At 37.7% G+C, this 21192-nt stretch carries 17 protein-coding genes; all 17 read right to left on the bottom strand.

Annotation, left to right across the window (positions count from 1 at the left end):
- Positions 1-6: 6 nt before the first annotated feature.
- The 17 genes from ACSBFT_RS12015 to ACSBFT_RS11935 all read right to left on the bottom strand — a co-directional run bounded on the left by ACSBFT_RS12015 (position 7) and on the right by ACSBFT_RS11935 (position 20964).
- Positions 7-945: a nuclear transport factor 2-like protein gene (locus ACSBFT_RS12015; RefSeq protein ID WP_489604812.1), complete on the bottom strand. Its 939-nt coding sequence runs from the start codon at positions 943-945 to the stop codon at positions 7-9.
- Between the two features lie 100 nt (positions 946-1045).
- Entirely contained in the window at positions 1046-1558 is a 513-nt protein-coding gene (locus ACSBFT_RS12010) for a YybH family protein (protein WP_463047184.1), read from the bottom strand.
- A gap of 85 nt (positions 1559-1643) precedes the next feature.
- Positions 1644-2537, bottom strand: coding sequence for a dioxygenase family protein (locus ACSBFT_RS12005; RefSeq protein WP_463047183.1), 894 nt, complete (start codon positions 2535-2537; stop codon positions 1644-1646).
- A gap of 123 nt (positions 2538-2660) precedes the next feature.
- Positions 2661-3140 carry a YybH family protein gene (locus ACSBFT_RS12000; RefSeq protein WP_489604811.1) on the bottom strand — a complete coding sequence of 160 codons (480 nt, stop codon included), beginning with the start codon at positions 3138-3140 and terminating at the stop codon, positions 2661-2663.
- An 89-nt stretch (positions 3141-3229) separates the two neighbouring features.
- Positions 3230-4159, bottom strand: a complete 930-nt coding sequence (locus ACSBFT_RS11995) for a 3-keto-disaccharide hydrolase (protein WP_489604810.1) — start codon at positions 4157-4159, stop codon at positions 3230-3232.
- A gap of 3 nt (positions 4160-4162) precedes the next feature.
- The gene (locus ACSBFT_RS11990) at positions 4163-6139 is read right to left on the bottom strand and encodes a M1 family metallopeptidase (RefSeq protein ID WP_489604809.1); all 1977 of its coding nucleotides are present in this window, start codon (positions 6137-6139) and stop codon (positions 4163-4165) included.
- 72 nt (positions 6140-6211) lie between these two features.
- Positions 6212-6610, bottom strand: coding sequence for a nuclear transport factor 2 family protein (locus ACSBFT_RS11985; protein WP_489604808.1), 399 nt, complete (start codon positions 6608-6610; stop codon positions 6212-6214).
- 22 nt (positions 6611-6632) lie between these two features.
- The gene (locus tag ACSBFT_RS11980) at positions 6633-7571 is read right to left on the bottom strand and encodes an NAD-dependent epimerase/dehydratase family protein (protein ID WP_489604807.1); all 939 of its coding nucleotides are present in this window, start codon (positions 7569-7571) and stop codon (positions 6633-6635) included.
- A gap of 66 nt (positions 7572-7637) precedes the next feature.
- Positions 7638-8579 carry a nuclear transport factor 2-like protein gene (locus ACSBFT_RS11975; protein WP_489604806.1) on the bottom strand — a complete coding sequence of 314 codons (942 nt, stop codon included), beginning with the start codon at positions 8577-8579 and terminating at the stop codon, positions 7638-7640.
- A gap of 226 nt (positions 8580-8805) precedes the next feature.
- Entirely contained in the window at positions 8806-9531 is a 726-nt protein-coding gene (locus tag ACSBFT_RS11970; RefSeq protein WP_489604805.1) for a hypothetical protein, read from the bottom strand.
- 121 nt (positions 9532-9652) lie between these two features.
- On the bottom strand, positions 9653-10180 hold the full coding sequence (locus ACSBFT_RS11965; protein WP_489604804.1) for an ester cyclase: 528 nt from the start codon (positions 10178-10180) through the stop codon (positions 9653-9655).
- A gap of 122 nt (positions 10181-10302) precedes the next feature.
- Entirely contained in the window at positions 10303-10632 is a 330-nt protein-coding gene (locus ACSBFT_RS11960) for a LytTR family DNA-binding domain-containing protein (RefSeq protein ID WP_463047174.1), read from the bottom strand.
- Between the two features lie 153 nt (positions 10633-10785).
- A complete protein-coding gene (locus ACSBFT_RS11955; RefSeq protein WP_489604803.1) occupies positions 10786-11550 on the bottom strand; it encodes a LytTR family transcriptional regulator DNA-binding domain-containing protein in 765 nt (254 codons plus the stop codon).
- On the bottom strand, positions 11547-13496 hold the full coding sequence (locus ACSBFT_RS11950; protein ID WP_489604802.1) for a sensor histidine kinase: 1950 nt from the start codon (positions 13494-13496) through the stop codon (positions 11547-11549). The genes ACSBFT_RS11955 and ACSBFT_RS11950 overlap by 4 nt, the downstream gene beginning before the upstream one ends.
- 331 nt (positions 13497-13827) lie before the next feature.
- Positions 13828-15864 carry a tetratricopeptide repeat-containing sensor histidine kinase gene (locus ACSBFT_RS11945; protein WP_489604801.1) on the bottom strand — a complete coding sequence of 679 codons (2037 nt, stop codon included), beginning with the start codon at positions 15862-15864 and terminating at the stop codon, positions 13828-13830.
- Between the two features lie 264 nt (positions 15865-16128).
- The gene (locus ACSBFT_RS11940; RefSeq protein ID WP_489604800.1) at positions 16129-17715 is read right to left on the bottom strand and encodes a SusD/RagB family nutrient-binding outer membrane lipoprotein; all 1587 of its coding nucleotides are present in this window, start codon (positions 17713-17715) and stop codon (positions 16129-16131) included.
- Positions 17716-17742: 27 nt separating this feature from the next.
- Positions 17743-20964: a SusC/RagA family TonB-linked outer membrane protein gene (locus ACSBFT_RS11935; RefSeq protein ID WP_489604799.1), complete on the bottom strand. Its 3222-nt coding sequence runs from the start codon at positions 20962-20964 to the stop codon at positions 17743-17745.
- Between the last annotated feature and the right edge of the window lie 228 nt (positions 20965-21192).

Raw genomic sequence — 21192 nt, 5'->3', positions numbered from 1 at the left:
TAAGTATTATTTCAATAATGCCGCACTGTAATAAGATATCATGTGTACTATTTTTCCCTCTTTATTTACATTATGCTGATAATGCATTGGTAAGCTAAACTTCTTTTTGTCCGACTTTCTTGTAAGGTGAAAAACCCACCAAGAATAAAGTACACCAGAATCGCCCATTTCATAGTGCATGTAATCTGGATAGCCTGTTTGCTCAACACCGTCAATGTCATACATCTCTAAAATTGCTTTGTCAGCAGCTTTTTCTTCTTCTAAATTTGTCGACTTAGTATCTGCACTATTGATATCTCTAAAAGTAGCTTTTTCGTCGAAAAAGCTGTAATATTTATCCCAATCGCCATTTTCCACTGCAGCTATCATTAACCGTAGGGTATTAATACTTGGATGTTGGTTATAAATAGTGCCGTTTTTTCTTACAGAAAACGCCTGACCAATTTCATTACCGACCTCAGGATTTACATAACTCATAGCTCTCCTGATTTTATTAGCCTTAGTTAGTGTAAATGAACGATGCAGTAACATATCTGCTTTTACGCCTGTCATTTTATGCACCCCCTTTAGTATGTCCCAAGACTCTACCGTGACGGCGTTATTGTCACTTGGGTCTTTAGAGTACTCAAAGGCATCTGGATAGGCACCTTCCATTGTTTTGATGGAATAATAGTCTAGCTGATCATGCCAAGCCTTAGCGTTCCTAAGAAATTGTGATTTAGTCATTCCTTTATCAAATTGAGTTGAAGTGACTGGGTTGTAGGCTACGAAATCATCCGTCATAAGTTTTGACATCGCAGTTGTGTCTCCTTTAACCATTGCCTTGGTAAAGGCATCCACCACATTGATAGCTGGGTGTTCAATATAGATTTTACCGTTTTCTTTTTTTTGGCCAAAGCCGATGAAAGGTAACATCATCAATAAGCATAGGGTAATTTTTCTCATGGTCGTTTTATCATTTTTATAGTGCTGACGCCGCACTTTTTAGGTTAAAAGTTTTATCTATAATTCTTTATGATTACTGTTTTAAAGTTCAAACAGTCAACTATTTCTTAGGAGCATCGTTATTGTAGATGTCTCTAATGCATATATAATCACCATCGCGTTTTTCCCAAATCGCCATGTATTTACCAGTACGAAGTACCTTCCCATTAGCATCTTTTACCGTAGTAATTCCAATCTCAGTCACTTGGTTTTCAGAACCAAATACCTCTGCAACATCAAATGTGGTTACACTGTTTTCTGTGTTTTTGGCAACGCTAGCCTCCACATCTTTTCGCATAGCTTCTTCCCCGCTGATAGAAGGCTGGTCATTTCCCATTGTTATGGCATCATCAGCATAGAAAGCTAAAATGGCATCCACATCACCTGCTGTTTGAGCTTCTGCAAAAGCGGTTTCTTTCGCTTGAATTTCAGCTTTGATAGCCATCATATCAGGCTCCATAACAGCAGCTACTTGGTCTGGAAGTTCTTCAGAGCCCTCTTTTACCTCAGTACATCCAAAATTGATTAGAACTAAAAATGTTAATCCTGCTAAGTAAGAATATTGTTTTTTCATTGCTATTATTTTTATTTTTTGCCTACTCTAAAATGGTTTTTGCCGGGCCGACGCTTCGGCAACCCCAATGTTTTAAGCCCTTTGGCTAATCTTTTAAATACACCATACTTGGGCTATCCAAGGCACCCCAGTTAGCCTTAGTGGTCAATTCTATTTCTCCTGAAAGTTTTAAATCAAATACTAATGAAGCATAACTACCATCAGGCTCACCAGGATATTCAAAAGTATTGTTTCCGATGTATCTATATCCCTCGCCAAAAACCTCATTTTTTAGCCACAAATCATTATCCCTTTTGAAAAGCTCTATTTGGTTTTTTGTGTCTTTCACATTTGTGTAAGAGCCTATTAATTTGTCAATAGCCACCGCTTCAACGCCCAAAGTGAGGGCCATGCTTACGTCATACGCTATCCTTTTTCGACCATCTTTTAAATTTTGCACAGGCAATATCCTCCTCTTTGCTTTGTCTGAAGCGGCTGCTGGGTCTTTGCTAATGTATTTGTCATCAGCTAAATACAATTGAGTTACCAAAGGCTGATAACCTTCAGCCGTAATCATCATATGAAAATGGGCCGGTCGCATTAAGCCACCACCTGCGTCATAAGGCACTGGTACAATGGTTTGAAAAGCATAATTGCCATTTTCGTCTGAAAAAGTGGTTCCTCTAAACTTGAAGGCATCAGTTTCATTGTCATAAACGCCGTCTGCATCACAATGCCATAATTCAATTTTTGCATTTTTATAAGGACTGACACAATCTAGATGTTTGATTTTTCCGCTTAATTCTACCAATGTCCCTTTCTCGCCTTTGCTCTTTAGGTTAGTTCGGACAGGGCTATTGGGACGATAAAAAGGACCTAAAATATCTGAGGTAGTTTCACAATCCCCTACAAAATGTTTCCCATCAAATTTGATAAAACTGGATGCCGAAACGGCAACGGCACAAAGGCCAGTGTTAATAATAAAATTTCTTCTTTTCATATCTTAATAGTTTATATATGAATAATTTAACTTGCTATAAATCAAATAGTTTACTAAGAATAGCATAAAATATTTTACAATTCGAGGTCGTACTAATGTCAAATAAAATTTGAAAATATAGTATTATTCCACTGGCAAATTCGAATTGAAAATATCTCTAAAGAGCTTCCATTTACCGTCTTCTTTTTTCCATAAAACAATGTACTTTTCTTCTCCAATGACTTTATCACCTGCATACAAGGTGAGCTCACCTTCTTCGGCTATTAGGTCTTCGGTGCCGTACACATTTTCGAGCCTTAAATCAATACCAGTTAGACCAGATTCAAACATTTCTCTTATTGCACTCTGAATATTAGCCTTTCCTATAACTGATGGTGCTCCGCCGCTCATCAATTTGGCATCAGCCGTATATGAATTGGCTAAACCAACGGAATCTCCAGCGGCAACGAAAGCCATAAATTCTTTATTTGCCTGTTCTATTTCAGCTTTGGCAATTGTCAAATCAAAGGTTGATTTTGAGGTTGTTTCTTCTGCTTTTTGCGTACAACTCATTACTACCGAAGTAGCGATTATTAAAGTGAGTCCAAAGATTGTGTTTTTCATGATTGTTATTGTTTTAAATGATAAAATGTGTTTTTTGCTTACTAAATCAGTTTCGGCTTTCCTGTTATTTTATTTCTTGAATTCAGGATTTATATCTTTGACATCTTATTAATCCGCTTTATCCTGATGTCCTTATAGAATACTTCAGCTCCTTCCGACTGAAGCCCTATCTTGCCCGATCTAACGGGGCTTTTATCGCTCGTTTTTTTTGAGTTAAATAATCTCATAACAACAGTACCATTGACCATGTGTATACTTGAATCTCCAAAGCAGATTAAGCCAATTTCATTCCACGTTCCACGCTTATTTTCTTTCTCAGGATACTTCGTCACATTCATTTTTGCCAAACTATCCATTAGGCCTTTTTTTACATATTGTGTTTGTTGATCATCCTGAAATAATTGAGCACCATAGTAGGTTCGAAGTTTTGAATTTTCATCATACTGATAGAATTTACTATCTAAAGTTTTGCTTGGAGCATCGACTTTTATGTCTCCTATTGCCACGTAATCTCCCGTGTATCCTTCCTGAATTTGAAATTCATGCGAATTCATCCAAGCATAAGAAGATCCAGGTTCACCAAATCCATGATACATCAAACCACTATCCATGGGGTCATTTTCTTTCGGTACGTGTTTGTCATTACCCCATTTAAACTTCAGTTTGAGGTGATAGTTTCCATAGTCCTGCTCGGTAGACATCATCCCAAAAGCTGTACCTGAGATGCTTATGACATTTTCATCCTCCAATTGGACTACTTTAATTACATTTTGCTTAGGATTATTCAAGCCCAAATAACCCTCCTGAGTTTTGTCAAAACCAGAAAAAGGACTATTGAAATATGTATTCCAGCCAGTTAAGTCTTTACCGTTCCAAATTGAAACCCATTCATCTTCGGCATCAGCCAATTCAGTTTTTTCGGTTGAAGAGTCATCAGAACTTTTACACCCGATAAATAACAGTAAAGTGAAAAGTATGGAGGTCATCAATGTTGTAATTTTGAGAATGGTGTTTTTCATTTTCTAATATTTATTTTTCATGTTCTTAAAACCAGCTACATAAAAATTAGCATCTATAATCAATTCTTTTTTGGTGTCCTTGGTGTACTCATGTGTCCAATTGGTTGTTGGTTTAATCCATTGCTCTTTGTCATCAAGCTTTACTTTTAAAGGCATATCAAATCCTGATACGGCATTTGTCCAGCGGTAGGCAAATTTGTTATCTTCAAAATAGTATTCTAAAGTGGGAATTTGGATAGTTCTTAAGTACTGATCAAAAAAGGTCTTTAGGTTCAAGCCTGACTGTTGTGAAATGTAAGTTTCAACCTCTGCTGATGTGACAGTTTTATGGTAAAACCCTGTATTTAAGCCGGTTAGGATAGCTCTCCACTTTTCATCATCATTGATCACTTGCCTTAATGTATGCAAAAGGGTAGCACCTTTCTGATAAATATCTTGGGTGTAATCTTTGTCATTAACATCGTAATCTCCAATAATTGGAATTTTATTTTCGATGATGTGAGAAATACCTTTAATATATTCTTCTCCAGCTTTTTTCCCATAATGATACTCTACATATAATGCTTCAGAATAGGTAGTGAATGCTTCATGCACCCACATATCTGCCATGTCTTTGTAGGTAATGTTATTTGCAAACCATTCGTGACCAGATTCATGAATAAGCATATAATCGAATTTTAATCCCCAACCAGATCCTGACATATCTCTACCTTGATACCCATTAGTATATCCAGCGTATCCAACAGAACTTTGATGCTCCATGGCAACACCTTCTACAAGCTTATAGCTGTCTTCATAAAATGGATAAGGACCAAACCAATATTCAAAAGCTTCTAACATTAAATGTGCCTGTTTAAACTGAACTTTGGCTTTTTCAAGGTTTTCGGGCAACACATAATAATCACATGCTAATGTTCCTTTCATTCCGTTGTATGGGTCTGAAAAATGGACGTAATCTGCTACGTTAAGAGCTACTCCGTAATTATTAATTGGGTTTACTACTGTCCATTGATAGGTTGTTGTGCCATTTTTATTTTTTTTGGTTGCTGTTAGCTTACCATTGGCAACAGCCATAAGCTCTTGAGGAACGGTCACGCTTATTGTCATCCCATTATCTGGCTCATCGTACATGTGATCCTTGTTTGGCCACCACAAACTAGCACCTTCACCTTGACATGACGTGAAGATAAACGGTTTGCCATTCGCATCTTTCTCCCATGAAAATCCACCATCCCAAGGGGCTCTTGGTGCTTCCTTTGGATTTCCTTCATAGAAAACCTCAATTTCTTTTGAGGATCCTTTTATTTGATTTTCTTTCAAATGAATGAAATACGCATTTCCTTCTTGTGTAAACGTCAACGCTTTACCTGCTTGAATAACTTTCGTGATTTTCAATGGAGGTTGCAAGTCTATTTGCATGTCGTTCTTTGATTCTAATACGGTATATGTGATGGTATTAGAGCCTTTAATGAACTTGTTTTTGATATCTAATTCAAAATCTAAATCGTAATGCGTTAAATTCCACCATGCCCTTTCATCAGTTATTTTCCCTCTTAAAGTGTCTTGTCTTGTATATGTTTTTTCGACTATGGGGGCAATGGTCATATCACGTGCAATCGGATTGCGACTCAAAGTAACGGGCCTTAATTGGCGTGATCCGAGAAAAAAAAAGCCTTTGTAAATTTCTGTACTATCCTCTTTTTTTAATTTGAAATTTAAAAGAAAATTTGAATAGTTTATTGCGATTAAAAGAGAATCATTCTTTAAGATTACACTTTCAATAGGTGTATTAATTATACTAGGTCTATCTCTCCCTTCCCAATTATAAATTCCGGAATAGGTATTGTTGATCATGTCGATGTTTATTACTAAATCAGCATTTGGATCTTGAATTTCGTACCATTTACCAGTTATGTTTTGCCCAAATAAGCTATACATAGATAGCTGGAGGCTTATTAGAAGGAGTATCGTCCTTTTCATTGTTTTTATTTATTTATGACGAATAATCTTTTAGGGAAGTTAATTTGCTGATAAATCGATTGGACGAAAATTTTATTTACTCATCGCATCAGCCAATTTTTTGGTATCGACATATTGTTGAAATGCGGTAATTTTTCCGTCTTTTAATGTCCAAAGATGGGCCACTTGTGCATCATATTCTACCCCACTTTTTTTCACTTTTGCATGGTAGCGAAGTGTAGCAAATACTTGGTCATTTTCCATGGAATGCAGCTTGACGTCCGTAAGGTTGAAATATTCGTGATCTGCCATGATGCGGCCAAAAACACCATTTAAAATTGCGTCAGGCCCAATGTACGGATTGCCATCTGCATACATGTTCCCTTCGGCTTCGTTCCAAACTATTTTTTCGTCCATACCACCTAATACATTCGGAACATCGCCGATGGCAAAAGACTTGTACAGATTATCGATTATTGTTTTGTTTTCCATTTTTGTTTTAATATTGAAAATCTCAACTATTATAAGCGTCCAAAGAAGCCTGTGCTGGCTTGAACTCCATACCCAAATCTTTAATCGCCAAATTGCAGTTATAAACGATTACTGGTTTTTCTACCGGTTCTTTGCCATTGAGCATCAACGTGATATCAGAGATGTGGTAGTTTTCGCTGGATAGCAAGTAATTTTTCCCGTTTGTATTCTTAGTGACTACTATTTTGTAAATGGCGGCTGCCACGTCTTCTACATCTACCAATGCCCATGAGATGTCCATGTCATAAAGCATTTGGATAAATGGATTGGGGGCGATTTTATTTTTGAATAAATATTGAATACCCGTAGAGGTGGAGTCTTCCCGATTGGAAAGCGACTTTCCCATTACACCCACCGGGGAAACCGAAGTGATTTCAAAGCTTAAGTCTGGATTTGCTGTCATGAAATCATTCACAACTTGATTGGCCATAAACTTTGCTTGTGCATAAGGGTGACTTTCTGGGTTAGAATGAGGAGCATCTGCTTCTGTGATTTGGTCGCCTTCATTTTTGCCTTTGGGTAGCATTGGGAAATCCGAATTATAGGCAGCCACAGAAGCAATAAAGACTACTTGCTCTATGCCGGGTGTTTCTTTGGCCAATTCCAAGAAGTTTTTAGTACCCTCAATGGTGGGGTCAAAAAGCTCCTTCTTTGGGTTTTTTACGTCTAATTGGAAAGGCGTACCACCGTGAACTACGATGTTACAGCCTTTCAGAAAGTCACTAAGAGAAGCCTTATCCTCTACATTCATTTGTACCAGTTTCAGGTTTTCTGCATTAGGCAAAGCTGACAAATGAGCGTATTTGTCTTTGTTGGAGAGATCAGTGGCTGATACTTTTACATGGTAGCCATTCTCCAAAAACTTTTTGGTGTTATAACTTCCAATGAAGCCCGCACCACCAATGATTCCTACTGTTTTCATTTTGATTGATTTTTTTGAATTTATTTAGCCCTAACTATTTTTACTTTTCCCTAAAAAAAATATTATTTATTTCAACAAATCGTCATTGTAATAAATAACTTCATTCACTATTTTACCTTCAGCGTTTACCGTATGCGAATAATGAACAAACAGCTTTATTTCTTTTTTGTCCGATTTACGTATAAGGTTAGTATTCCACCAGGAGTAAAGCGTACCTGATTTGCCACCTCTATTACCCATTTCGTATTGCATAAAATCAGGGTATCCAAATTGTTCTATGGACTTAATGTCAAAAGCCCCCATAAATGCTTTGTCTTGTGCCTTGTTCTCCTCTAAAGTAATAGCTTTCATTTCAGGGTTGTTGATGCTGATGAAAGTAGCTTTAGGGTCGAAAAAGCTATAGTACTTGGCTAAATCACCATTTTCTAATGCTCCCATCATGATTCGTAACGAGTTGATATTCTCATGTTGGTTGTAAATTGTACCGTTTTTCCGATCAGAGTTACTAGCACTGATTTCATTGAACATTTCTGGATTACTGTACATTATAACTCCCTTAATCTTGTTGTCTTTGTTGATTATAAAAGTACGTTGCATAGCCAAATTTGCCTTGACTCCCGTTTTCTTATGAATTCCTTTAGCATCATCCCAGCGAACCACCGTTATGTCTCCCTTATCGCCAGCATATTCAAAAGCATCTGGGTAAGAACCTGCAGAGGGAGTAATGGTCAAGTAATCAAAGGATTGACTCCAGAAAATTGACCTTCCCAATAAAGCTTTTTTGTCTGATGAATTAGTTGCAGAATTAGGAGATAAGCCATCAATTGCTTTAAAGTCTTCTGCTAACAAGCTCGCCAATTTAGCTGTATCCCCTTTTACAAATGCTTTGGTAAAAGTTTCTGCAACATTAATGGCTGGATGCTCAATGTAGATTTTACCATTTTCCTTTATTTGGCCGAAACCCATGAAGGGTAACATTATTAATAAACCTATTTTAAGTTTTTTCATTTTTTGTTTAAATTATTGCCTACTCTTCCCAGTTTTATGAGGACGGTTTTCAGCTTATCCCGTTATTTAGATGTACTACTTTTAGCACCTCCCAAAAAAATCACTGACAATACACGTTTGTCTGTTGGTCTTTTAATTTAAGCTCCTCATACGTTCTATTTGGTAAGCCTAAATCTTAATAAAAATCCGAATGTTCTTTTCATTTAATGAAATGGTTTAAAATGGATTAAGTGAGCGGTAAAAGAGCAAACCACTTGGCAAATGCATCCCAGGCTGGAAAGCTTATTTTAAATAAATACAGCCAATGAAAAAGTATATATAGCACTGTCAAAAGCGGGAATATCCATCGCCCTTTATTCTGCTTCCTTTCTAAGAAAATCAAAGCCATAAGCAGGGTATAAACAAGCACAATGGTGACTATAAAGCCTGTAATAAAGTCGGTGGGATAGAAGACATTAATGATTAGCCTACCCAAAGAGGGCTCAATGAATACAATTCCTGTAGCAATCATGGCTCTGGCATGTATTTGAATGTTCTTTTTGTACGAAATAGCAATACCGTACATGACACCAATAATCACCAGATCTTTAAGTTGCAGCCACAAACTTGCTCCAAGATTCGAGCTAACCTCACCACCTATACGATGGTGTTTAAGTAGAATGACAGACACAAAGAATAAGGGCAATAAGACATAAGTCAGTTTCCCTATCTTTCTATGTAAGGCAACTTTCTTCCTTTTGATAAGCATGGGCTGCAGCACCAAGAGTGTTACCCAAGCGGCTGCCATAGCGGCATGAAAGTGAAAGTAGAAACTGAAATCGGCTGTCCCATCCAGGAATTTAGCAAAGTAGGTAGGCCAAAATCCAAGTAAGACCAGAACAACTAAAACCAGGAAATAAAATGTTGATTTATTCCATTGAATTGGCAAGACTCGGTTTTGTATTGTTTTCATTTATTCTGCTTATAAAGCGTTAGCTAATTTACTATTTAACATGCTGAGTACCAACTATTTTTAGGGAGTGGTCGTTTTAGTGAAATCGCTCAAACGAAATCTGGTTTCAGCCAATACACCTTTATCTTTCCACCAATCCTAGCTGCTGCATAAACTCCAGGTTATCCAGAAAATCTTGCTCCTGAGCTATCTTACCATCTTTCATTTTAACTAAGGTTACTCCGTCTATATCTACCGTTTTCCCAGTAGCTGGAATCCCGAAAAAGTCTCCCGTATGTGTTCCCTTGAAATTCCAGTGTTTTACAATTTTATTTCCCTGCCCAAAAGCATCCACTATGGTAAAACTGACATTAGAAAAACCCGTGAGGTAATTATTATAATAAGCTTTAAAGGCTTCAATGCCCACAATATTCTCAGGTGTACTGATAAGTGTAATACTCTTATCAAAACTGGTTTCATTTATGCCATTAATGTTTGAATTATTGACTATGTCGTCCCAGACAGACTCATACATCCCTAAGTCTTTGGACAACCTCATGCTGGCTGTTTTTAATTCCAAATATTCCACGGAGGGTTCTGTACGGCAGCTCAGAATAGTTAAAAGAAAGATTATACTTAAACCTGGAATACACTTTTTTATAGTTTTCATAGTTGAACTTTTATCGATTATTAATTAACACAACCTCCTATCCTTGCCAAAAAGTTACTCCCGCTTTTAGCCGTAGTAAGGTTTTGAAATTGGAGAATTCTAGGTCTCTGTTATAGTTTTCTTTATGACTCCATACAAGCTTCAAAAGCCGCCAGACGGCGACGTGAAAGAGAAACTTGTATTGAAGTATTTCTTTTTGAATGATGAAGACTCCGGCTACCATAATAAATGGTGAAGAAATTGAGGTAGTCAAGATTCACTAGCGTAGCTCTGTTTACTCGAAAAAAATTAAACTCCGATAGGCGTTTTTCAATCACCCCGAGCGTGGTAGACGACAATAAGTCGCTTCCATCTGCAAAACGTATAAAAGTATAATTATCTCTAGCTTCTAGATTTAGAATCTGATCTGGATGTGCAAACCTTCGTGAACCTAAGTGTACTGTGTTTTTCATGGCTATAAAGTGAGAATGCTCTGATAATACAGATTGAAATAGCCTTAAAAATATCTTATAATCAAGCACTTATTTCCCAACAGCCAAGCTAGGTTTCCGAAAGCATGGATTTAGTTTCCGGCGATAATATAGATTAGTACTAAAACATTAATCCTAAACTTTATGAAGCCTCTTCATTAGGTCTTCTTTGGAGCTTTGCCCTATAGGAATAGCCTGCTCATTTATAAAAACGTAGTTTTCTGCCACCTCGTCAATTTCTAATATGTTTATCAGATAAGAGCGATGGATTCTCATGAAGTGACTTATGGGTAGTTTCTCAGCCACATTTTTTAGAGGGACAGAAAGTATATATTGACTGCTTTTAGTAAATATTTGACAATACGCCCGTTCGGCACTTATGTATAAGATATCTGCAATAAACAGTTTTACCATTTTATCCTTATGCTTCACAAAAATGCGGTCGCTCAGATAGTCTGGTTCGTTTTCTGGAAGGAATATATTGTTTGAAGTGGTTTTAGGTTCTTGGTGATTAAAGGCACTTTCGTTTAACCTTTCTACAGTAAGTTCTATTGATCTTTGAAGATCCAAAATATTAAAAGGCTTAGACATAAAGGCATGCGGACGAGTCAATTTAGCCCTTCCAAAAGTACCGGCATCGGTATTGGCGGTTAGATAAATAACCGCCACATTATAATTTTTTTGAACAATATCCGCGGTTTCTATACCATCAAGCTCTCCTTTAAGATTGATATCCATTATAATGATATCGGGATTGTTCTGCTCTACATGTAGTAAAACCTCCTCTCCTCTAGACAAAATACCAGTAACCTCATAACCCAATTTGCTGAGCTGCATAGAGATTTTGGCGGCTATAATCATTTCATCTTCAACGACCAGTATTTTAATAAGATTACTCATATTTTAAGCTTCTTTTTTTCAAAAATCAAAGAAATACGTGTCCCTTCATTTATCTGATAATCAATAGTTCCTTCTAGCTGCTTGGTCAAAAGCTGGATAAGGGTACCGCCAAATCCTGTGCCTTTAGAAGGGATATCTTCTTTTATGCCGTTTCCATTGTCTGCGACTATCAACTCTAATTGCTCTTCGGTATACGCTCTTAAGCTAATCTTTATCAGGCCTTTTTCTTTTCCCTCAAAAGCATATTTAAAAGCATTGGTTAATAACTCATTGACTATCAATCCTACAGGAATAGCAGTATCTATATCCAATAACATTGGAGGCATATCGCACTCAATACTTATTCGGTTCTGAAAATTAAAGGAATTAATCATATTCTGACCCAAATTCACAAAATAATCTCTCATCTCTATTGATGCTAAATGCTCTCCTTGATACAGCTTTTGGTGAATTATTCCCATAGAGCGAACTCTGTTTTGACTTAAAAGCATAGCCTCCTGAATAGAAGGGTCGTCTATTTGTGAGGACTGAAGTTCTAAAAGACTAGAGACAATTTCTAGGTTGTTTTTTACTCTATGGTGTATTTCCTTTAAAAGCAGTTCATTATCTTGGTTCTTTTTACCCAAAGCTTCTTGAGTAAATTCCAAATTTTGAATAGACAAATTCAGGTCTATGGTTCGTTTTCCAACCTCCTTTTCCATAGAATTATAAAGACTACCAAACTGATTGGTGATATAGATATAAATCCCGAGCGGAAAACTTATATAAAGCAATATCAGATCCAGATAAATTAATGAATTCGAGAGTAAGATAATTTCGGCACTTTGGAGTCTATTCACTAGTAAAAAAGTGGCTGTGCCAATAGCACCAAAGGTGGCATAATGTACACCCCCTTGTTTTTTGTGCGTGGCTTTAAACATCACTATCAACATGAGGGTGATAACCAGAAAAATGCTGACAGCATCAAAAACAATAAAAGGCATAAAAGGGACAAAATAATTTGCGGTGCGTATCGGTAAGAGCCAAATGAGATGCTTGACCCAGTCGTACTTCTTAATGCCAAATAATAGAGTTAGCGTATAGGGCAGCAAAGAGAATCCCGCCCCAAAAGCAACAGAATTTATGATATTACCAATTACGGCGTCCCAAAAGCTATTTAGGCTAAGAAAAAGCAGGATATGTGCAGAAATAGCGGCTATCAGAAACAACACAGTGATGAGCGAAATTATCAAACTGGCTCTGCCACCTTTAAATTTCAAGTACAGTAAAAGGTGTAAGACCAACAAAATAATAAGTACCACCGCTATTACCGAAAGAGTGGCCATGCTATTGGCAAGACGACTATCAGAATTAGCACCTCTGACTTCCGTGGCCATACCAACATAAAAACCCAGATTTGAAGAAAACTTTCTGAGTAGCCTTTGATTCCTTTTAGCCTGATGATTGGAAAATCGGATAGCTAAAACATGAACACCATCTCCAATGATCTTCATATTTTTATCCGCCACATAATTAGGAATATGCGATACTTCTAATGCTGCGTTTCTTGAAAAATTACCATAAGAATGCAATAGCTCACCATCTAAAAATACGTCAGCAGCTCCCCAAGTTGAAAAATACAGCCTTCGAATTTGATTCCTAATTTGAGTGTCTGTGGTAAACTTAAACCTCCACCAGCCATAACCCGACCAAATGCTATCTGGCATAGCTTCGGCTTTTAGACCTATAGGGTAAATCAGATGCCAGTCAGAATCATCTATATCCAACGCCGACCAGCCTAGATCGTCTCCTGGGTGATATAACCAAGCATTTCGATAATTTAATGCTAAAAGACCTTCTTTCGTCAGCGACGATTCTAAATAAGGGACTTCGGCTTTATTGGCAAATGATTTGCTATTTACCGCTTGAAATAGGGTTAAAAGAAAAGCAACAAAGCTGACAAGCATTGTCTTTTTAAAGAACATCTTTAAGTATTGTCTAGTTACTTTTATATTCATCTGATGCTTGCCTCCATCGTTCTTTTTACACGTTTTTTTATTTAATTGGCTCGGTTTTTTTAGGGGCTGTGTGCATCCTTGATTCTAGGATTAAGGCTTAAGATGTTAATTTATAGATAATTTAGTTAAGAATAGGAAAGTTAGAGAGCTTCGCTTCTAATTGCTCTAGACGGATTACCTCAGCAAATTCTTAGGGTAAAACTGGCGTGCTAGCGGTTAAGAAATTAGTGTACACAATCTTCGCCAGAGAGAAGCATGCTGATATAAGCCATCGGGTTTATCAGGCATGGTTTCTGGTTTTGTTGAAAATCAATGAAACCTTAGTTCCATTTTTAATTTCATAGGAGATGGTGCCATTTAATTGTTTGGTGAGGAGGTCTATCAGCATGGTGCCAAAGCCCGTACCTTTTGTAGGACTGTCAGTAGTTTTTCCAATACCGTCATCCGTTATATTTAATTCTAGGTTGTCGTCATTAGGGCCATTAGATTTCATGGTAATTTCAATTTTGCCATTATCTTTTCCTACAAAAGCGTACTTAAGGGCATTTGTGAGCAATTCGTTGGCAATAAGCCCAACGGAAATGGCGGTATCCACATCCAGCACTAGTTCGGGCATGTCACATTCTATTTTTACTTTACCATCCGTACTAAAAGAGTTCATGATATTCTCCCCCAAATTCACGAAATAATCACGCATTTCTATGGAGGTGAGGTGTTCACTTTGATAAAGTTTTTGATGAATTATTCCCATAGAATGCACCCTGTTTTGACTAGAAAGCATGGCGGCTTGCACAGAAGGGTCGTCTATTTGAGATGATTGCAATTCTAAAAGGCTCGATACTATTTCAAGGTTGTTTTTTACTCGGTGGTGAATCTCCTTTAATAAGAGCTCGTTTTCTTTGTGACGTTTATCTAATTGAATATTAGTGACTTTTAAGTTTTCATTTAGCTCTTCAAGTTGGAGGTTCTTCTTCTTGTTTTTATGATAAGCAAAAAATAAACCGCTCAAAAGTAAAATCATCATGCCCCCAACGATATAGCTTAACAATTGGTTTTTTTGCTGCTGCTTAATTAATTCAGACTGTGACGAAATGGTCTCATTTTTTTGTTCTATTTCGTATTTTACTCTTAGTTCGGTTTTTAGGGCCTCGGTTTCTTGTTGCAAAGCATTGATGGAGATGTCTTTGCCTGCAGCCAAATATTTGAAAGCTAAATCTGACTTATTGAGTGCCCTATATGATTCTGCCAACCAGATGTAGTGGTCTTTCAATTCTTCAGAATTATAGACTTTCTTATCCTTAAAGTGCTCCACATAGTCTTTTAAATAGGGGATAGCTTCAGCATATTTCCTTTGCAAATAATAGACACTCCCTATACCACCTTTCCAACCATTTGCAGCTTCTGGACCATACAATTCTTGCATCCCTTTCCAGGAGTATTTAAAGTCTATCAAGGCCTCGTCAAATTGCTTCAAAGCACGGTAGGCTTGTGCACGCCATGCTCTAACATTTAAGGTTTCTGAGTTTTGATATTCTTCTGGTAATTGAGTAACTAGTGCTAAGGCTTTATTGACAGCTTTTAGTGCTTTTTCTGGCTGTCCAATTTTAATATAAATGTTACTGGAGCCAAGCAGTGCCCTAATCAGCGGATGCGTGTTTTCCTCTTTTTCATAGGCGGCCACCACCATTTCACTGTATTTTAGGGCAGATTCAAAATCTTTGGTGTTGGCGTATAGATTACTTAAAGATGCATGAATAGAATTTATACCTTTTTGGTAACTAATCGACTGAGCCACTTCTAAGCCTTTGAAAAATTGAACTTCAGCTTCGGCGTATTTCTGCATAAAGTCCAAATCAAAACCTACTGTTTTATAAGCTTTGCTAATCAGTTCTTTATCGTCTGTTTGTAAAAAGAATTTTAGTGCCTGATTGTCATAATAATAGATAGAGTCCTTGTTCTCAGAAGTAATGCTGAGGTAATGCCAATTGGCCAGTTCTTTATAGGTTTTGGCAATCAATAGAGGCTTTTTAGCAGCTTTTGCTCGTTTTAAAGTAAGCCACAAGTCTTCTTTTATTTTGATATCAGTTTTACCTTTCATCTGATTAATGGCCTCGCCTAATTTTACCAATGCGGTATCTATCGGGAGGGATGCAAGATTGGGTATTTGATAAATATCTTCGGTTTTTTGCTGGGCGTTTAAGCCGAATGAAAAGAGGTTAAATAAGAGGAAAAGTATAGGCACTTTTCTCATTTCTTTAAATTGATTCTTCATAGAAAACATGGCTAGTCTCAAGGTATTGAAAACAAGGTACGCCATTTTAATGAAGTCCAAAAAATGTTTTTGCTGACAAATTTTCTTTCTGCAGATAATCAGAAAAGGATGGTTCTGTAATGGTTATAGAAAATAGCTTTGGGTATAAACCAAAGTTTTAAATTTTGGAGGGGAGGGTAGCTGCTTATGCTCCATGATTTAAGCCGTTATTCTTAGAATTAGACATACTTAACATGGGTTCAAAAGAAAAACCTGTCCCTTTGGGACAGGCCTTTACACTTCACCATTTTCTTTATAAAAATGCTTTGTTTATTTCATCAACCAGATTGCTTCGTTGATGTCATCTTTTCCAGAAAACTGGCTATCAATAGCCGTTTTATAGTTGGATGTGTTGGTTGTTCTTTCAGAGTATGGATACTGCCATCTTACTGCTATTCTTCCAGAGTTTCCTGTACCTACACCTGTTAAAAAAGTAGGAAAACCCGTTCTACGCCAGTTGAAATACCCTTCCATACCAGAATTCATGAAAAATGCCAAGTATTTCTGTGTAATGATTTGTTCCAATCCTTTGGCATCCGCTGTGTATTTTACGTTTGGCTGAGTCAGGTAGTCTTGTAATTCAAAATCATAGTCGTATTTGGCAAAGTCCGATGAGTTTCTACCACCATTTAAAGAATACGTGAAAGTGTTTGTGCCAGAGCTAATGCCATAAAACTGAAAAGAAGCTTCTACACCTTTTTTGTACCAAGAATCTGCTGAGCCGGTGGAGGTCCAAGCTCTATGAATACCTTCGGCAATATTAAAGCACATTTCAGGATAGCCTACTATAAAAGTGGCCTCACCCACATAGTTTGTGTAGTATCTGTTTCTGTTTTGGAAAGAGTATGAACCTGGAGCAAAACCCTCATTATCTATACCTGCCTTAAAAGACATATCTGCAAGGTCTTCACCAGAGTTGGCCCCTAAATAAGCAGAGAAATCGTTTGGCTGCTTACCCGCTTTTATTTGTGAACCTGCTGGCTCAGTGGTCACAAAAAGACGTGGATCTTTACGCACTTTTAGGCCTTCCACATATGTAGCAGCCATGTTTTGGCGTGTAGCGTCAAAACCAAAGTTATCTGGATTTGACGGGTATTTGTTAAACTGATTGCTTGTAAACTGAAGATTATCACTCATCCCGTTTAGTAAAGGATACTTTGTAGGGTTAGAGAGAATGGCTGCAAATCTCGCTTTGATGTTTAAATCGGCATCAGTTTCTTTCTTGCTTAGTGTAGTCAAAACTCTTAATTGAAAAGCGTTAACTACTTTTTGCCATTGTCTTAAGTCTCCGTCAAAATAGATGTCGCCGGTTAACTCATTATCACCCTCGGCTATGAGCGAAGCCATTTCTGTGTTTGCTTCGTCTAACCATTTTAAAATTTGTAGGTAAATGTCTTTCTGAGAATCATAGGAAGGCTCAAAGTTTTCTCCACCTTGAAGAGCACCTGTCAATGGCAAATCACCCACACGTTTGGTCATTTGGTCATAGTAAAATGCCTTTAAAAATTTAGCTGTCGCCGAGTATGGATTAACGGCTTTAGCTCCTGCGTTAAGTGCTTCTTCTTCCATTTTGGTTACGTTTTTAAGCGAATAAAAATGGTTTGGCATTTCTGTCCAAGTATACTCGTTGGTAGCGTAATAGTTATAGTTGGAACAGAAGAACTGGTTCCAACGCATTTCTGCACTAAACGGACGCCCCGTGGAATTGTACATCTGATATTGTACCTCTTTCAGCACTAAGGCTGCCGGTACGTTTACGGGTCTGTTTGGGTCTTTTTCTAGTTCTGCAAAATCACTTTCGCAGCTAGTGAACATAAAAAAGCTCAGAAACAGGATGCTTAATTGTATATATTTCATGATGTTATATCTTTTAAAATCAGTCAATTAGAAAGTGAAGTTTACGTTTACACCATATCTTCTTGTAGAGGGTGTTTGAACATCAGAAGAGCCACCACCTATGTATTGGTTTAGGTCAATGTCTTTCTTTTCTGCAAAGTAAAGTAGGTTTCTACCTACCAATGAGATACTTACATTTTGTACTTTTTTTCCAAGCCATTCTTGTGGTAAAGAATAGCCTATAACAGCCTCACGAAGCATTCCGAAAGAACGGCTCATCAAGTTTCCTTCATCCGTATTATAATAGCGGCTTACCCAGTCTTGCAAATACTGCTCTGTGGTATTTGGCGTATAGCTTAATTCTGAATAGTTGGTTACTTTCCCGTCTGCATCAAAATTGATTTCGGCACCGTTTGCCACCTGAACACCTTCACCTACGTAAGATTTAACGCCTAAGTAATCTTGGTAACGAGCTTCGCCCATTTCACCTTCCACCGTAGCAATATGACGACCACCACGGAACGTTTGTTTTTGAGCGTAGTTGGTAATTACACCTCCTATTCTACCATCAAACTGGAAGCTTAAGCTGATGTTTTTGTAGTTGAATCTGTTATTAATACCAAAAACAAAATCAGGATTTGTATTTCCTAAATATTGTGACACTGGAGCGTAAATGGGTCTACCACTGGCATCATTAATGATTTCTCCTTCTGGTGTACGTACAAAAGCACGGCCGTAAAATTTATCCATTCTGTCGCCTACTTTTAAGAAAGTGTTTAAGCTTTCTACACCTGGGTAAATCTCTGTCAAAGTCTCTTTATAAGTCGACCAGTTAGCCAAAATATCCCAAGTAAAGCCATTTAGTTTTTTGATAGGTGTCCCTGTCAATGAGAATTCTAAACCTTTTTTCTGGGTTTTGATACCATTAACTAATGCCGTAGAATAGCCAGAAGTACTAGATACTGGAAGGTTGAAGATTTTTGGCCCCTCATTAGAAATGAAGTATGTGGCATCAAAAGCTAATCTGTTACCCAAGAATTTCAAGTCTAAACCAATCTCTGTTTGAGAAGTAGAACTTGGCTGAAGTTCTGGGTTGTTTAAGGAGTTGGTAAATGCTGCGGACGGCTGATTATTGAATGTGGTCAAGATAGCGTAAACTGCCGAGTTTTGATATGTAGGGCCATCATAAGGAGCGAAGTATTGGTCTCCATATCCAAGTGGATTGCTGTCGCTTACAGATGGAATAGCTCCAATAGATGATTTAGTCAAACCGTCTTTTACGTTGGCATAAGAACCTCTCAATTTGGCATAGCTAATAAAACTAGGCAATGGCAGATAATCTGTTAATGAAGTAGCCAATGCCACAGAAGGGTAGAAGAACGTGTTGTTTCCTTGAGGAAGCGTAGAAAGCTGATCTACACGACCTGTGGTTGATAATGTTACATAATTCTTCAAAGAAAAATCAGCGGAGTAGTAGCCTGAATTTACTTTCATGGCCGAGTTAAAATTGAATGCTTTTACTGGGTTTGAAGAGTTAGCGAAGTTATATAAACCGGGTACGTTGAGGTAATCTGTAGAAGCATAATCAGAGCTGTAAGAGAAGGTTCTGATGTTTCCTCCAGCCCAAATTTTAGCATTGATTGCGGGTGTAATGTCTTTGTCAAACTTGATTAATAAGTCGGTGTTGTTTTCGAAAAGGTTTCTTCTGTCTTCTCTGTAATCTCCACGTCGTTCTTCACGACCGTAAGAACCCGCTGAGTAAGGCATTTTTTCTGTACGTAATAAGTCCCAGGTGGTGACTTGCGTACGCAGCATTACATCCAGATTAGGCGTAAGCTCATAAGTCATAGATGCCTGTCCCATGATATCAGTTTTATGGTGACTTCTGAGCCACTCATAACTCATGAAATATGGGTTGTTATAACGTTGATACTCCGCATAGACTTGCTGAATTCCCTCTTTACCTTCTTGCCAGTAATTTCTCATGTCGTCTACATCCCAGTCTGCCGCACCCCAAAAAATCATGTTATAGATAATAGAGTTTGGTCCATAATTAATGTCCGGGAAGTTTGGGCTGTTTTGACGGTTAAACTGTAAGCCAGAAGAAAATTTCAATTTTTCTGAGAAAGTGTAATCCGTGGTCATGTTGAAATTGACAATGTCCAATTTCGTGTTTGGCAACAATCCTTTTTGGAAAGTATTAGAACCTGACAAGCGGATGTTGTGTTTTTCGCCGCTAGAGGAAACAGAAAGGTTGTTTGTGCTTAAAATACCTGCTTCCAAGAAACGCTTCAAGTTATCTTTACCACGAGCGATATATGGGGTTGGGATTCTGTCTCCTGTGACGGGATCAATTGGGGAGTCGTATTGTGAAATAGGCTGACCGTCAAATTTTGGTCCCCAGCCACCGTCATAGTCGCCGTCGTTTAGTCCGCCCCCTTTTCCGTCTACAAAAGCGTAGTTTCCGTGGTCACCTGGTCCGTACATATCTTGTACTTTTGGAATAGCTATAAAGCCTTTGTCAATCATGGTAGAGCTGTTGAAGTCTACCTGGAAGCCTCTTTTGTCTGAAGAGCCACGTTTGGTTGTAATTAAAATCGCTCCGTTTTTTCCTCTAAAACCATAAAGTGCCGCGGCAGAAGCCCCTTTTAGTACAGAGTACGTTTCTATGTCGTCTGGGTTTACATTCCATGTATCAGAATTTACAGGTACACCGTCTACCACAAAAAGAACATCGGCGTTTCCTCTTAATGAGATGTTCGGTTTTCTTAATAATTCGGTTTGAGCACCAATGGTCAAACCGGCTACTTTACCTGCTAATGCATTAATGGCATTTGGCTCACGGGCTTTAACCGTAGAGGCTCCGTCTACCGTTTGGATAGCCACGCCAATTCTCCTAGCGTCTTTTTTGATACCCAATGCCGTTACCACCACTTCGTTTAACGACTTGGTGTCGGCAGTTAAATTTACATTTAAGATAGATTGGTTTCCTACGATAACTTCTTGCGGCATAAAACCAATAGAAGAAAACACCACGATAGACTTGGAAGTAGGAACGCTGATTTTATAGGCACCTTCCATATCTGTGGTTGTTCCGATTAACGAACCTTTAATAATGACGCTGACGCCAGGTAGGCTTTCTCCTGTGGCATCTTTTACCACACCGCTAAGGTTTAGCTGTGCCATGGCTCCGAGGCTCAGGCACATCAAACCGATGATTGGCATTAAAGCACTGCCAAATAAAGCTTTGAGTAGAGATTTTCTTCTCATATTAAAAACATTTTAGGTGTTAAGAATTATTTTGAAATTCTCCGCAAAGGTGATTTTCTACTTTAACCTAGATGTTAATTGGGTATCTGAGAAGTGTTAATATTAAGTCAATTTTTCAATGATATGGTCTCAAATGTTTGAGATTTGATAATGTTGAGTTTTGGATTTGGTGATTTTGAGATGCTAATATCATGATGAGTACACGATGCTTATATATGGATTAATATA

The organism is Arcticibacterium sp. SM2516, from assembly GCF_057914865.1.
Note: the sequence above shows the minus strand (reverse complement) of the source record. Positions and strands in the feature narration are given on the sequence as shown.

Excerpts from the sequence above, each read along its gene's own strand:
- ACSBFT_RS11945 (WP_489604801.1), bottom strand. The coding sequence starts at position 15,864 with ATGGCGTACCTTGTTTTCAATACCTTGAGACTAGCCATGTTTTCTATG.
- ACSBFT_RS12000 (WP_489604811.1), bottom strand. The coding sequence starts at position 3,140 with ATGAAAAACACAATCTTTGGACTCACTTTAATAATCGCTACTTCGGTA.
- ACSBFT_RS11965 (WP_489604804.1), bottom strand. The coding sequence starts at position 10,180 with ATGAAAACTATAAAAAAGTGTATTCCAGGTTTAAGTATAATCTTTCTT.
- ACSBFT_RS11935 (WP_489604799.1), bottom strand. The coding sequence starts at position 20,964 with ATGAGAAGAAAATCTCTACTCAAAGCTTTATTTGGCAGTGCTTTAATG.
- ACSBFT_RS11970 (WP_489604805.1), bottom strand. The coding sequence starts at position 9,531 with ATGAAAACAATACAAAACCGAGTCTTGCCAATTCAATGGAATAAATCA.
- ACSBFT_RS11990 (WP_489604809.1), bottom strand. The coding sequence starts at position 6,139 with ATGAAAAGGACGATACTCCTTCTAATAAGCCTCCAGCTATCTATGTAT.
- ACSBFT_RS11955 (WP_489604803.1), bottom strand. The coding sequence starts at position 11,550 with ATGAGTAATCTTATTAAAATACTGGTCGTTGAAGATGAAATGATTATA.
- ACSBFT_RS11950 (WP_489604802.1), bottom strand. The coding sequence starts at position 13,496 with ATGCTTGTCAGCTTTGTTGCTTTTCTTTTAACCCTATTTCAAGCGGTA.
- ACSBFT_RS11980 (WP_489604807.1), bottom strand. The coding sequence starts at position 7,571 with ATGAAAACAGTAGGAATCATTGGTGGTGCGGGCTTCATTGGAAGTTAT.
- ACSBFT_RS11940 (WP_489604800.1), bottom strand. The coding sequence starts at position 17,715 with ATGAAATATATACAATTAAGCATCCTGTTTCTGAGCTTTTTTATGTTC.
- ACSBFT_RS12010 (WP_463047184.1), bottom strand. The coding sequence starts at position 1,558 with ATGAAAAAACAATATTCTTACTTAGCAGGATTAACATTTTTAGTTCTA.
- ACSBFT_RS11975 (WP_489604806.1), bottom strand. The coding sequence starts at position 8,579 with ATGAAAAAACTTAAAATAGGTTTATTAATAATGTTACCCTTCATGGGT.
- ACSBFT_RS11985 (WP_489604808.1), bottom strand. The coding sequence starts at position 6,610 with ATGGAAAACAAAACAATAATCGATAATCTGTACAAGTCTTTTGCCATC.
- ACSBFT_RS11995 (WP_489604810.1), bottom strand. The coding sequence starts at position 4,159 with ATGAAAAACACCATTCTCAAAATTACAACATTGATGACCTCCATACTT.
- ACSBFT_RS12015 (WP_489604812.1), bottom strand. The coding sequence starts at position 945 with ATGAGAAAAATTACCCTATGCTTATTGATGATGTTACCTTTCATCGGC.
- ACSBFT_RS12005 (WP_463047183.1), bottom strand. The coding sequence starts at position 2,537 with ATGAAAAGAAGAAATTTTATTATTAACACTGGCCTTTGTGCCGTTGCC.
- ACSBFT_RS11960 (WP_463047174.1), bottom strand. The coding sequence starts at position 10,632 with ATGAAAAACACAGTACACTTAGGTTCACGAAGGTTTGCACATCCAGAT.